12 protein-coding genes are annotated in these 13,741 nt (G+C 36.7%); 1 reads left to right on the top strand and 11 read right to left on the bottom strand.

Annotation, left to right across the window (positions count from 1 at the left end; translation table 11 throughout):
• Positions 1-215: 215 nt before the first annotated feature.
• The 8 genes from phoR to DN410_RS21990 all read right to left on the bottom strand — a co-directional run bounded on the left by phoR (position 216) and on the right by DN410_RS21990 (position 8,279).
• On the bottom strand, positions 216-1,979 hold the full coding sequence (gene phoR, locus DN410_RS22030) for a sensory box histidine kinase PhoR (protein WP_149178063.1): 1,764 nt from the start codon (positions 1,977-1,979) through the stop codon (positions 216-218).
• Positions 1,972-2,691, bottom strand: coding sequence for a two-component system response regulator PhoP (gene phoP / locus DN410_RS22025; RefSeq protein WP_149178062.1), 720 nt, complete (start codon positions 2,689-2,691; stop codon positions 1,972-1,974). The genes phoR and phoP overlap by 8 nt, the downstream gene beginning before the upstream one ends.
• A gap of 162 nt (positions 2,692-2,853) precedes the next feature.
• Entirely contained in the window at positions 2,854-3,090 is a 237-nt protein-coding gene (locus DN410_RS22020) for a hypothetical protein (RefSeq protein ID WP_149178061.1), read from the bottom strand.
• 91 nt (positions 3,091-3,181) lie between these two features.
• Positions 3,182-3,655: a MaoC family dehydratase gene (locus DN410_RS22015; protein ID WP_000914178.1), complete on the bottom strand. Its 474-nt coding sequence runs from the start codon at positions 3,653-3,655 to the stop codon at positions 3,182-3,184.
• A 216-nt stretch (positions 3,656-3,871) separates the two neighbouring features.
• On the bottom strand, positions 3,872-4,810 hold the full coding sequence (gene mdh / locus DN410_RS22010) for a malate dehydrogenase (RefSeq protein WP_149178060.1): 939 nt from the start codon (positions 4,808-4,810) through the stop codon (positions 3,872-3,874).
• A gap of 19 nt (positions 4,811-4,829) precedes the next feature.
• Positions 4,830-6,122 carry an NADP-dependent isocitrate dehydrogenase gene (gene icd, locus DN410_RS22005; RefSeq protein WP_000206898.1) on the bottom strand — a complete coding sequence of 431 codons (1,293 nt, stop codon included), beginning with the start codon at positions 6,120-6,122 and terminating at the stop codon, positions 4,830-4,832.
• A gap of 159 nt (positions 6,123-6,281) precedes the next feature.
• Positions 6,282-7,430: a citrate synthase gene (gene citZ / locus DN410_RS22000; RefSeq protein WP_149178059.1), complete on the bottom strand. Its 1,149-nt coding sequence runs from the start codon at positions 7,428-7,430 to the stop codon at positions 6,282-6,284.
• Positions 7,431-7,817: 387 nt separating this feature from the next.
• Positions 7,818-8,279 (bottom strand): DUF441 domain-containing protein, encoded by a 462-nt coding sequence (locus DN410_RS21990; protein ID WP_000625507.1) that lies wholly within the window; start codon positions 8,277-8,279, stop codon positions 7,818-7,820.
• A gap of 423 nt (positions 8,280-8,702) precedes the next feature.
• Between DN410_RS21990 and ytvI the strand changes: the two genes are divergently transcribed.
• Complete coding sequence (gene ytvI / locus DN410_RS21985) at positions 8,703-9,821, top strand: sporulation integral membrane protein YtvI (protein WP_149178057.1); 1,119 nt, start codon at positions 8,703-8,705, stop codon at positions 9,819-9,821.
• 507 nt (positions 9,822-10,328) lie between these two features.
• Here ytvI and DN410_RS21980 read toward each other — a convergent pair.
• From DN410_RS21980 to pfkA, 3 genes are all read right to left on the bottom strand, one after another.
• Positions 10,329-10,718, bottom strand: coding sequence for an FxsA family protein (locus DN410_RS21980; protein WP_149178056.1), 390 nt, complete (start codon positions 10,716-10,718; stop codon positions 10,329-10,331).
• A gap of 194 nt (positions 10,719-10,912) precedes the next feature.
• The gene (gene pyk, locus DN410_RS21975; RefSeq protein ID WP_149178055.1) at positions 10,913-12,670 is read right to left on the bottom strand and encodes a pyruvate kinase; all 1,758 of its coding nucleotides are present in this window, start codon (positions 12,668-12,670) and stop codon (positions 10,913-10,915) included.
• A gap of 53 nt (positions 12,671-12,723) precedes the next feature.
• Positions 12,724-13,683, bottom strand: coding sequence for a 6-phosphofructokinase (pfkA, locus tag DN410_RS21970; protein ID WP_149178054.1), 960 nt, complete (start codon positions 13,681-13,683; stop codon positions 12,724-12,726).
• Positions 13,684-13,741: the final 58 nt, after the last annotated feature.

Genomic DNA, 13,741 nt, shown 5'->3' with positions numbered 1-13,741 from the left:
TCTATATTAACATGACTAATAGAGAGAAGAAAAATAACGGTTATTTTCCTATATATAAATCGGCTTATATTGGCATAAAGGGAAGTGACGAGAATAGCACAACTACTCTCGTCCAAAATTACTCCTTGGATGAAGGGGTTTTCATCTATTATATTAACAGAGCTTTATTAATATTTAATTAAGCCATTGTTAATATATTGTAAACATCCATCATCCTATTTATCAGTTGCTGATTTTGGTAAAACAACCGTAAATGTTGTCCCTTCTCCAACTTCACTATCCACTGTAATTGTACCGTGATGCGCCTCAACTAAATGCTTTACAATCGATAACCCAAGGCCTGTACCACCAGTATTTCTACTTCTCGCTTTATCCACTCGGTAAAAGCGTTCAAAAATACGTGGAATTTCATCTTTACTAATACCAATTCCAGTATCCGATACTTTTATATAAGCATTATATTTATCTTCTGCTAATTCTACAGAAACAACGCCTCCAGCAGGTGTATATACGATTGCGTTATTCATTAAATTAATAAAGATTTGCTTCAAACGACTTGGATCTCCAATGACAGAGACACGTTTTAACGCATTTACTTGTAAAGAGATTTCTTTTTCTCCCGCTTTATTATCAAGCACCATATGAATGTCTTCAAGAAGCCCCTTCATATCAACGGTCCCCATACTCAATTTAAATCCTTGTTGCTCAATCTTTGATAAATCTAATAAATCTTCAATTAACCCTTGCATACGTTCACTTTCTTTTAAAATAATATGCAAGAAATGTTCGCAGAATTTTTTATTATCCATAGCACCGTCTAAGAGCGTTTCTGAAAAACCTTTAATAGAAGTAATCGGCGTTTTTAGTTCATGAGAAACATTCGCTAAAAAGTCTTTTCTCATTTGTTCCAATTTCTTCAGCTCAGTAATATCATGGAATACAAGAACAATCCCTTTCCATTCATGGTTTGTCCCAATAATCGGTGCTCCATATACTTCGAAATGCTTTCGCTCAATTCCAAGTGGTAACAACATTTGTTTACGCACTTTCACTTCTGTCATAAAGATTTCTTCCACTAGCTCTATAATTTCTGTATGGTGGAACGACTCATAGTATAAACGATCTAAATATTCTTCGTCTGTTACGTGGAAAGTCTCCTTATACGAACGGTTTACAAGATTTATATAACCGCGGCTATCAATTAGAATCATTCCACTTCCCATATTTTCAATTAATGTGTGCAGGCGGTCTTGTTGCATTTCTTGCTCAAGCGTCATCTCTTGTAAATTACGCGCTAAAATATTAATTGCTTTACTCAGCATTCCTGTTTCATCCGAATGACTTTCGTATGCACGCGCTTTATAATTACCCTTCGCTAATTCGATTGCAACTTTCGTAACGGATTCAATCGGTCTAATATATTGCCCTGTAATTTTCATACCCAAGAATACAACTACGAGACAAGCGATGACAAATCCAATGATTAATAATCCCCACGTTTTCTGGTGAACATCCCTCAAAGTATCAATTGTACTTTTCACCAAAATATATCCTTGTTTTCCTTCTACATCCTGAACGAATACAACATGATAAAACTTATTTTTTTGATCCGTTTCTTTCGTAATCACTTTATTTCTTTGCTTCGCTGTTTCAGAGGAAAGTTCTTTAATCATCTCTTGGCTAAACGCAGATCGTTGCCCTTTGCTATATTGAACTTTATTGTTTTCATCCACAAATAGAATAGAAGCTGGTATTTTCTCTTCCAACTTTTCAAATACATACGGATTTTTTAAAACATCATCAAAGCCTTGTTCTTCTGCTAATACGGCAACATACTCTATCTCTTTTACCATTCTCTCTTTAGCATGATCTATATAGTAGTTTTCAAACACGGTTTCCAGCAACAAACCTAGTCCGACTAAAATAAACACAATAAGAGAAACAAATGTAAAAAGAAGCCTGGAACGAAATTTATTCATCCCCTTTTGGCTCCTCTAATTTATAACCTAAACCACGTATCGTTTTAATGTACGTCGGTTTTTTCGTATTTTGTTCAATTTTATCGCGCAAATGGCTTATATGGACATCAACAATTCGCGTATCACCAGCAAAATCATAATTCCATACAGCACTTAATAATTGATCACGCGTCAATACGCGACTCTTATTTTTCGCAAGATAAACAAGTAGTTCAAATTCTTTTGGTGTTAATTCAAGCTTTCTTCCTTGGAAATAAGCCTCATAAAACTCTGGTAAAATTTTAAGTTCTGCAATTAGGATGCTATCTTCATCTGGCGCTTCTGCAACTTGTTCTTCTTGTTGCAATTTCGTACGACGCAAAATCGCCTTCACACGAGCAACTACTTCCCTTGGACTAAATGGCTTCGTCATATAATCATCTGCCCCAAGTTCAAGACCTAGCACCTTATCAAACTCATCATCTTTTGCTGTTAACATTAAAATCGGCGTCATAACGCGCTGCAATCGTAATTCTTTACAAACTTCCATACCATCCATTTTTGGAAGCATTAAATCTAATATAATTAAATCCGGACGTTCTGTTGTCGCTTTTTGAAGCGCCATTTCTCCATCCATCGCTGTTATAACTTCAAAACCAGCTTGTTGTAAATTAAATTCAATTAAAGTTAAGATAAACTCCTCATCATCAACTACTAAAATACGATTGTTCATTCTTTTCCTCCAAGTTATAGACTTGAAACCTTCTTCATCCTAGTATTTTCCCCGTTATTCTCATCATACTAGAAAACAGGTTCCCCCTCAATATAATTGTCTATTCATGGAGTTCGTTTGTATAGAATTGAGAAAACAGATGTAATTACGCCCCGCCTACAGCTACATAGGATTTTGCCAAACTTTATAGATTTCTCTCTCTTCTTTAAAGCTCACTTTCGTATGAACTTTAAAATCTTGATTTTGCGCTAAGAAAAACGAAAGAGCATACGCTATTTTATAATCTGGTGTTTCATATCCATCAAATACTCTCCCGTACATTTCATTCGCGATTGAATCGGCCCACACTTCAGCTTCTCTTATCGTTTCAAAGGTTATGTCTTCACTTTTCCATTTCACAGCTATATCACCTTCCAAAAAAAGTAGCGCTAGCATATCCTTAATAAGAATATGACTAGCGCTACTTTTATATCATTCTAACTTTCAACTTTTAAAAATTATCCAATGCTTTTTCCATAATGGAAACAGATTTATAAGGTGGTGTTACTGTTAATGAGCCTTTCACAACAGTATCTCCTTTTTCATCATGAGCAGATACAAGCATATCAATTGTATGTTCCTCCTCAGAAACAGCCACTACTTCAAAGTGGATTTGTAACGTTTCATAATGGTGAACATGCTTCACGAACGTAAGGTCCTTCCTAGTAATATGGCTACCTGGACCTGGTAAATATTTCGTAACTGCCGTTGTAATCATTCCAGTTAGCATAATGCTTGGTACAATCGGCTTTTCATACGGAGTTTGGGATGCGTAATCATGCTGAATATATAATGGATTGGCATCATTCGTTAACCCTAAGTACAATAACAAATCTTTATCCTCAATTTTTTCAGTGATAGATAATTTCTCTCCTACTGTAATTTCATCCATTTTACGACCAATTTGAACTTTTTTCTTTAACATGTTACAACCCCCTCCGATTTTTTCACCTTATTATCCTACTAAAAGCGATACCTTATCCGAAATTTACTATGATGAGGGCAATGTATAGTATAAGTCTATAGTTTCATTATAGGATACACCAAATGATAGCGTTTTCATATTATTTCAAAAAAATATTTCAATAAATAGTAGAAAAAGATTCGGGGCCCCGAATCTTTTTCCGCTTATATTTAATTATTAAACAAGAACTTTCATAACGTTACGTACAGATTCTACAGAGCGATCTAACGCTTCTTTTTCATCTGCAAGAAGTTCTAACTCAATAATTTGTTCAATTCCGTTACCACCTAAAATGACTGGTACCCCTAAGTAAAGGTCACTATAACCATATTCACCTTCAAGGTACGCAATAGCCGGTAATACACGGCGTTGATCTTTTAAGATTGCTTCTGTCATTTCAACTAAAGAAGCAGCTGGTGCGTAATATGCACTACCGTTTCCTAATAAGCCTACAATCTCGCCGCCACCTTTACGTGTACGTTCTACAATTGCCTCTAAACGCTCTTTCGGAATTAACGTTTCTAACGGAATGCCACCTGCATAGGAATAACGTACAAGAGGTACCATATCGTCACCGTGTCCACCAAGAACAAATCCTGTAATGTCTTTCACAGAAAGATTTAATTCTTGCGCAATGAATGTACGGAAACGAGCTGTATCTAATACGCCCGATTGACCGATTACACGTTCTTTCGGGAATCCCGCCTCTTTAAATACAGAATATGTCATTGCATCAACTGGGTTTGTTAATACAACAATAATCGCATTTGGTGAATGTTTTGCAATGTCGCGCGTAATACTTTTCATAATTTTAGAGTTTGTTGCTACTAGGTCATCACGGCTCATACCAGGCTTACGCGCAATACCTGCTGTAATAACGACAACGTCAGAATCAGCAGTATCTGCGTAATCAGATGTTCCAATAATGTTAGCATCAAAACCTTGTACTGGGCTCGCTTCTAACATATCTAACGCTTTCCCTTTTGTTGGATTTTCCAGCTGTGGAATGTCCACTAATACAACATCTGCAAGTTCTTTTTGTGCTAATAAGAATGCTGTTGTTGCTCCTGTAAATCCTGCACCGATGACTGAAACTTTCTTGCGTTTGATTGTCATAATTTACCCCCCGCTTTAATTATGCGTTTTTGATTATCGCTACATCCATGTTTTTAATAAGTTCATTAGCGAACTCAGAACATTTCACTTCTGTTGCGCCTTCCATTAGACGAGCGAAGTCATATGTTACTACTTTTGATGCAATTGTTTTCTCAACTGAAGCTGTTACTAATTTCGCTGCTTCGTTCCATCCTAAGTGCTCTAATAATAGTACACCAGAAAGAAGAACAGAAGATGGATTCACTTTATCTAAACCTGCATATTTTGGAGCTGTACCATGTGTAGCTTCAAAGATAGCATGTCCAGTCACATAGTTAATGTTTGCACCAGGTGCAATCCCAATTCCACCTACTTGTGCAGCAAGTGCATCAGAGATGTAGTCTCCGTTTAAGTTCATTGTTGCAACAACATCGAACTCACGTGGACGAGTTAAAATTTGTTGTAAGAAGATGTCTGCAATAGAATCTTTTACGATGATTTTTCCAGCCACTTCAGCGTCTGCCATCGCTTTATTCGCTGCATCTTTTCCATCTTTTTCAACGATACGATCATATTCAGCCCAAGTAAATACTTTATCGCCGAATTCTTGTTCCGCTACTTCGTAACCCCAGTTTTTGAAAGCACCTTCTGTAAATTTCATAATGTTTCCTTTATGAACTAATGTAACAGAAGAGCGTTTTTCGTTAATTGCATATTGAATTGCAGCACGAACAAGACGCTTTGTCCCTTCTTCTGAGATCGGCTTAATACCAATACCAGATGTTTCTGGGAAGCGGATTTTATTAACACCCATTGCTTCTTTTAAGAAAGCAAGAACTTTTTCTGCTTCTGGAGATCCTTGTGCATATTCAATTCCAGCATAAATGTCTTCTGTATTTTCACGGAAAATAACCATATCAGTATCTTCCGGACGTTTTACAGGTGAAGGAACACCTTCAAAGTAACGAACTGGACGCAGACATACATATAAATCTAATTCTTGACGAAGCGCTACGTTTAGAGAACGAATACCACCGCCAACTGGAGTTGTAAGTGGGCCTTTAATCGCGATTAAATATTCACGGATTAAATTTAAAGTCTCTTCTGGTAACCACTCGCCTGTTTGGTTGAATGCTTTTTCCCCTGCAAGCACTTCTTTCCAAACGATTTTCTTCTCACCATCATAAGCTTTTTCAACTGCTGCTTCTAGTACGCGAGATGCAGCTGCCCAAATATCAGGACCAATTCCATCTCCTTCGATAAATGGAATAATCGGATTGTTTGGTACATTCATAACACCATTAGTTACAGTAATTTTTTCACCTGTTGTCAATGTGATAACCCCCATGTTTGAAATTTCATATGTATGAAACTGAGGGAATAACCCCTCAGTTCAAACCGTTAGTAAAATTAAAATATTCTAATCATTACATCTTCCCGAAAAAATCAGACTTTTGAAAGCGTATTTTTACTATCGAAATAGTGTTTTCGCTTATCGTTGTGCAATTGGAACATACACTTGATGTGTTGGTCCATTATAATCAGCACGCGGACGGATTAAACGGTTGTTTTCATATTGTTCTAGAATATGAGCTAACCAGCCTGACATACGGCTAATTGCAAAAATAGGTGTAAATAAGTCATGGTCAATTCCTAAACAATGGTATACAGAAGCTGAATAGAAATCAACATTTGGTGGAAGACCTTTTTCTTTTGTTACAATGTCTTCAATTTTGATAGACATATTATACCATTTGTCTTCTCCTAAAAGCACGCATAATCTCTTAGACATTTCACGTAAATGTTTTGCACGTGGATCACCATGCTCATATACACGGTGGCCAAATCCCATAATTTTCACTTTATTTTGAAGAGCATTATGAATATATGATTCTACATTTTCTTCTTCGCCAATTTCAGTTAACATCTTCATTACATTTTCATTTGCCCCGCCGTGAAGAGGACCTTTTAATGCACCAATTGCTGCTGTAATACCAGAATATACATCTGAAAGTGTAGCTACGCAAACACGTGCAGTAAATGTAGAAGCGTTTAACTCATGATCCGCATGAAGTACAAGCGCCTTATCAAAAGCTTCAATTTCAACTTCATTTGGCTCGCGGTCATTTAACATGTACAAGAAGTTTGCAGCTAGTGATAAATCTTTTTTCGGCTCAACAACGTCTAAACCTTTACGGATTCTTGCATAAGCAGCAATTAAAGTTCCTACTTGAGCCTGTAATTTAACCGCTTTCAAATAATTGGACTTTCCATCCATAATTTCAGCGCTCTCATCGTATAATGATAGCATGGAAATTGCAGTTCGTAAAACAGACATCGGATGCGCAATTTTTAAATCTACTTGTTTCAAATATGTTAAAATCTCACCTGGAACTTTATAGTATTCAGATACAGTGCCTTTAAATTCCGCTAGTTCTTTTTCGTTAGGAAGCTTGCGGTGCCATAATAAGTACACTACTTCTTCAAATGTAGCATTCTCAGCTAAATCATCAATATTATACCCAACATAAGTTAATGTATCATCAATAATAGAGCTCACAGATGATGTTGTTGCTACTACCCCTTCTAAACCTCGAATAACAGTCATGACATTCTCTCCTTTTCCTGAAAATTCTCCCAACCTTGCTCCTTATATCTATTTGCTCCCCTTATAAATTATGAACGCTCGTTCACTCTTTAGGCAAGCAAAATGCACGATCATGCAAATTTTTTGCGATGTTCCCCTCTTAATGTCCATTACCTACATGGAAAGCATGAGCGTGAATGTCTCCCCGAATCCTCACGCTCAAAACAACAAGTTAGTGAGGAAAATGAATTCCGAAGAGTTTTATGATAAAAACAACATAAAACAATATCATTATAAAATTGTTTTATGTTGTTTTTATTTTATCTGGTGTAAAGTCTCTGCTGTTATGTAACTTTTCAAAGTTTCTAATCCTATTATAAACAATTATCTGACTTTTGTGAACAGAAAGAATTCAAAATTTTTATATTACTATAAAATTCCTTATTTAAACATCTGTATAATACTCATAACTGCATAGGCAATTCCAGCCCCAATTAATGGACCTACAGCAACCCCATTAAATAAAGCAACTGCTATAATTGTCCCGAAAACGAGCGCAGTTGTAATATGAGGATCTGTCGTTAATAATTGCACGCCGCCTTTTGCTAACAAAGCAACTGCTACCCCTGAAGCTAAAGCAATCCATGCATAATACGATTTCGCTGCTTCTCCAAGTTGTTTAAACCCTATTTCTCCCGTCGCAATCGGTACGAGTACCGCTATTGTAATAACCGTAACACCGAGGTTAATCCCTTTCGTTTGCAGATAAGGAAAGACTTTATCCCCTAGAAACGTAAATTTCAATAAAAATAGCACACCAATAGCTACAGTAAGCGATTGGTTTTTCGCAATAAGTCCTATAATAAGTAGTATGAATAAAAATAACGTTGACTGACTAATCATGTCTGCACTTCCTTTCTGAAAATAATGAACTCATTTCCAAACAAAAATACCTTTAAACCTATCGTTATACATGATATACGGATGCCTATTTATCGATAACATCTTCAATTTTTTTATGTATTTTAAAATGCAAAACCGAGACTTTCACACAAAAAAATTAAAGCATGTATACATGTTTGAAAACGGTCGTCTCTTCTTTCTTTTCTAATAAGAAACAGGTAAAATAAAAAGAAGAGAAAATGAAGTTTTTACCATATAGTAGAAGCATCAACACCAAGCTTTCACAGTCACTCACGTACTGAAAAAGCAGGTAAAAATCCATCATTCCACTATAACATAAAGTGAAACTTTAATCAGTGCGTCACACTCGTTATAAGTTGAACGAATTAGGATAATCCAAATTGGAATGGGAGGTATACATCTTTGAACCGAAACTTACTATATATGATATTGCGACTCATATTTGTCATTGTAGCAACGGTAGTTGGGTTCTATGCATTACTATACATGTCAGGGCTTATCTATCCTTTTATTATCGCTTTTGCATTTGCTTATTTGATTAATCCTGTCGTCAATTTTCTTAATCAAAAACTACAATTCCCTCGCGCACTGGCAGTACTCGTTAGCTTAATTCTCGTATTCGGAGCTATCGTTGGACTTGTTACATACCTTGTAACGGAAGCAATATCCGCCACAACATACTTACTACAAATTGTTACAGTAAAGTTTCCAGATATCGTTACATTCGCTCAGCAATTTGCACTTAATCATATTATGCCTCTCTACGATGATTTAATCTCAAAATTTAATCATCTCGGAGAACCACAGCGCTATACGATTACACAAAACATACAAAACTTAGGAACCGAAGCAACGACACAAATGAAAGAACTTTTAACTGCCATTATAAGCGGGTTAACAAATTTCATTAGCGCACTACCAACGACTTTAACTGTGCTTGTATTCGTTTTATTAGCTACTTTCTTCATTAGTTACGATTGGCATCGTCTTGCTCAGAAAGTAAGAAAATTTCTACCTAATCGGGTACACGGCTACGGAAAGACTATTTTTGTCGATTTAAGAAAAGCGTTGTTCGGTTTTGTTAAAGCACAACTTACACTCGTATCTATGACAACCGTTATTGTACTAATCGGGCTTTTAATATTACGCGTACCATATGCAATTACTATCGCGATTATTACAGGAGTTGTAGATTTACTCCCGTATTTAGGAACAGGAGCCGTCTTCGTTCCTTGGGTTATATACGTATTTTTCACTGGCGACACAGCATTCGCCATTGGTCTTCTCATTTTATACATCGTCGTGATTGTCCAAAGACAAATTATGGAGCCTAAAGTACTTTCCTCTAATATCGGCCTCGATCCATTAGCGACACTGATCGCTCTATTCGTTGGCTTTAAGCTCTTTGGCTTTTTAGGATTAATCATCGGTCCAGTCATCTTAGTACTACTTAATACATTGCACAAAGCTCGTGTCTTCCATGATTTGTGGAAATATATTAAAGGCTCACCTTCAAAATAATAGTTTCTAATTCATATACAACAAAAAACTTACATGTAATCAGTGGGAATTTCCCACTGATTATTCCTTGTACTTATTTTTCACACTCATTACATACAACAAGAGGATTTACCAAAAAAAGGATAATTCTCTTGTTTTTTTGCATAAAAACACATATTTCGAGGTATTTTTACATATTTATTCTATTTATTTTATAATTATTACTTACATTTATTACTTTTTATGTAAATGAATAAATATACAAAGTGGCACAGAATACGACTTAAACTAACAATTTCCTACTCTTATCTAACTTTTTCCATACCAATTGATTCATTTTATACTCAAAAATAAGCTTTAGTTCAGAAAGATCTTCCTACAACACACTCATTACGAGCCACTAAATCCTTAAATCACATAAATACACAGTACATATAATAAAGAAAAACTTTAATTAACAGAACTTTGACCAACCTCTCACCCTTTTGCAAGCAAAAAAATAGTACTTAGATCAATATGATCTAAGTACTATTTCTGCACAATAATAGTAGAGCTCTTTCTAAACTTCCATTCCATCCATTTCATAACAAGCGGTTTCAACAAAGCCCTCGTAATAGGGATAACAAAAATAAAACCTATTACATCCGTCACATAGCCAGGAAGCACTAAAAGAATCCCTCCTACAAACACAAAAATACCATCTAGTACCGCCTCACCTGGCATTTCTCCTCTATTCAACTTAGATTGAATCTCTCTAAGCACTTTAAATCCTTGCCTTTTCGCCAAATACACACCTACAACACCAGTAAATACAATCATAGCGAACGTAGACCATAGACCTATTACATGACTCGATCCAATTAATACCGTAATCTCAATCGCCGGTATTAAAATCAACAAGAATAACAACCATTTCATAGTTCCACACCTCTTTTACACTTCGTTTTTAACGCCTTTATAACGCTCATACAAGCCCTTTAGAAACGAAACTACCTTTCCCTTAACCCTCATAATAAACGGTTCTCCTAAGCGTTTTCAGGCATCTCAAACTATTTATACTCCATTTTTGTGTAAAAAAAAGAGAAGGACTCCGATCCTTCTCTCCGTATTACTTATAGCACTTCCGCATGTCCATTATAAACAATTCCGCGTGCCGCATCAACTGTTACTTCTTGGCCATTTTTTAAAGTTGCTGTTACGCCATTTACACCAACGATAACAGGAATACCGATTGATACGCCTACAACAGCCGCGTGGCTTGTTAGACCGCCTTCTTCTACGACTAAAGCTGCAGCTTTTTCGATTGCAGGGATCATATCTTTATCTGTGCTTGTTGTAACAAGGATATCACCTTTGTTTACGTTCGCTACAGCTTCAGCAGCTGTTTTTGCTACAACTACTTTACCTTTTGCAGCTTTACGACCGATTCCTTGTCCTTTAGCAACTTCTTCACCAACAACGTGGATTTTCATTAAGTTTGTTGTACCAGTTTCAGCAACTGGTACGCCAGCAGTGATTACTACAGTATCTCCAAGTCCGATTAGACCTGCATCCATACCTGTTTGAATTGCTGTATCTAACATTTCGTCAGTAGAAGCTGCGCGCTTCTCAGCCATAAATGCTTGTACACCCCAAACAAGTGCAAGACGACGGCCTACTTGCTCGTCAGATGTTACAGCTACGATTGGTGATTTCGGACGGTATTTAGAGATCATTTTCGCAGTATATCCACTTTCTGTTGGAGCTACGATTGCAGCTACATCAAGAGCAAGTGCTGTATGCGCAACAGATTGGCTAATTGCATCTGTAATTGTTGGAGTGAACTCTTTAATACGTTTTTTGAACATATCTTCATATTGTAATGATTTTTCAACACGTACTGCAATGTTAGCCATCATTGTTACTGCTTCTACTGGATACTGTCCAGCAGCTGTTTCACCTGAAAGCATGATTGCATCTGTACCATCGAAGATTGCGTTAGCTACGTCACTTGCTTCCGCACGAGTTGGACGTGGGTTACGTTGCATAGAATCTAACATTTGTGTTGCAGTAATAACTGGTTTACCTAACACGTTACATTTTTTGATTAGACGTTTTTGTACTAATGGTACTTCTTCTGGTGGAATTTCTACACCCATGTCACCACGAGCTACCATTAAACCGTCAGAAACTTCTAAGATTGAATCGATGTTGTCGATACCCTCTTGGTTTTCGATTTTTGGTACGATTTGGATGTATTGAGCGTTATGCTCTTCTAATAATTCACGGATTTCTAATACGTCAGCTGCTTTACGTACGAATGAAGCTGCGATGAAATCAACTTTTTGCTCGATACCGAAGATGATATCTTTTACGTCTTTTTCAGTGATACCAGGAAGCTTAATGCTTACGTTCGGTACGTTAACACCTTTTTTATTTTTTACAGTTCCGCTGTTAAGAACTTTCGTACGGATGTTTCCGTCAGCTTTTTCGATTACTTCTAACTCGATAAGACCGTCATCGATTAGAATGCGAGAACCTGGGTCTACATCGTCATAAAGACCAGCATAAGATACAGAGAACTTCTCTGCAGTACCTAATACTTGCTCAGTAGAAAGAACTACTTCTGCACCTGTTACAAGCTCAGCTTGTCCGTCTACGAAGTCGTGAGTACGGATTTCTGGACCTTTTGTATCAAGTAAAATACCAACTGTTTTACCAGTTTTCTTTGAAGCTTCACGAATGTTTTTAATACGAGCGCCATGTTCTTCGTGGCTACCGTGAGAGAAGTTTAAACGAGCAACGTTCATACCCGCTTCGATTAATTGTTCTAATTTCTCAATACTTTCACTAGCAGGACCTATTGTACATACAATTTTAGTTTTACGCATATTGCACCTCCGAAAATTATGAAACCGTTCCCAAATATCCGACGTTACGCCGATTAGATGGATAATTCTTTAGATAATTGACACATATCTTTATCGATCGTATGTTTTTGAGCTAACGCTTCGATAATGTCATGGTCAACAAGTTTATTATTTTGAATACCTACACAACGTCCACCTTTACCAGCAATTAACAACTCAACTGCTCTTGCGCCAAGACGGCTTGCTAATACACGGTCTTGTGCACTTGGTGATCCACCACGTTGTACGTGGCCTAATACAGTTACACGAGTGTCAAAGTTTGTCGCTTCTTCGATTTGCTTACCGAAGTCGATTGCACTTCCAACACCTTCAGCTACAACGATAATACTATGTTTTTTACCACGTTCACTACCACGCTTCAGACGAGCAATAACATCTTCCATGTCATACTCTTCTTCTGGAATTAAGATTGTTTCCGCACCATCAGCTAAACCAGCCCATAATGCGATATCACCAGCGTGACGTCCCATTACTTCGATAACATATGTACGTTCATGAGATGTAGCTGTGTCACGGATTTTATCAATTGCATCAATAACAGTGTTTAAAGCTGTATCGAAACCAATTGTGAAGTCTGTTCCTGGGATATCATTGTCGATTGTACCTGGTACACCAACACATGGGAATCCTTGTTCAGTTAATTTTTTAGCGCCTTGGTAAGAACCATCTCCACCAATAACAACAAGTCCTTCGATACCGTGTTTCTTTAATTGCTCGATACCTTTTAGTCGTACTTCTGGATCTTTAAACTCAGGACATCTTGCTGTATATAATTTCGTACCACCGCGGTGGATAATATCGCCAACAGAACCTAGTTCTAATTTTTCAATGTGACCAGAAATTAATCCAGCGTATCCATGGTAAATACCATATACTTCAATATCATGGAAAATCGCTTTACGAACAACTGCACGAATGGCAGCATTCATACCAGGTGAATCTCCACCACTTGTTAATACACCAATACGTTTCATTTGTACTCACCTCATAAAGATTATTTGCCTTATAATAAAATAACACGAAAAAATATAA

The sequence above is a fragment of the Bacillus sp. SH5-2 genome, assembly GCF_008368905.1.
Taxonomy (GTDB): Bacteria; Bacillota; Bacilli; order Bacillales; family Bacillaceae_G; genus Bacillus_A; species Bacillus_A luti.
The sequence above is the reverse complement of the archived record's forward strand: the minus strand, read 5'-3'. Positions and strand labels throughout refer to the sequence as shown.

Bases quoted from the DNA above. Each gene is read 5' to 3' on its own strand.
- phoR (WP_149178063.1), bottom strand. From the start codon at position 1,979: ATGAATAAATTTCGTTCCAGGCTTCTTTTTACATTTGTTTCTCTTATT.
- phoP (WP_149178062.1), bottom strand. From the start codon at position 2,691: ATGAACAATCGTATTTTAGTAGTTGATGATGAGGAGTTTATCTTAACT.
- DN410_RS22015 (WP_000914178.1), bottom strand. From the start codon at position 3,655: ATGTTAAAGAAAAAAGTTCAAATTGGTCGTAAAATGGATGAAATTACA.
- mdh (WP_149178060.1), bottom strand. From the start codon at position 4,810: ATGACAATCAAACGCAAGAAAGTTTCAGTCATCGGTGCAGGATTTACA.
- DN410_RS21990 (WP_000625507.1), bottom strand. From the start codon at position 8,279: ATGATTAGTCAGTCAACGTTATTTTTATTCATACTACTTATTATAGGA.
- DN410_RS21980 (WP_149178056.1), bottom strand. From the start codon at position 10,718: ATGAAATGGTTGTTATTCTTGTTGATTTTAATACCGGCGATTGAGATT.
- pyk (WP_149178055.1), bottom strand. From the start codon at position 12,670: ATGCGTAAAACTAAAATTGTATGTACAATAGGTCCTGCTAGTGAAAGT.
- pfkA (WP_149178054.1), bottom strand. From the start codon at position 13,683: ATGAAACGTATTGGTGTATTAACAAGTGGTGGAGATTCACCTGGTATG.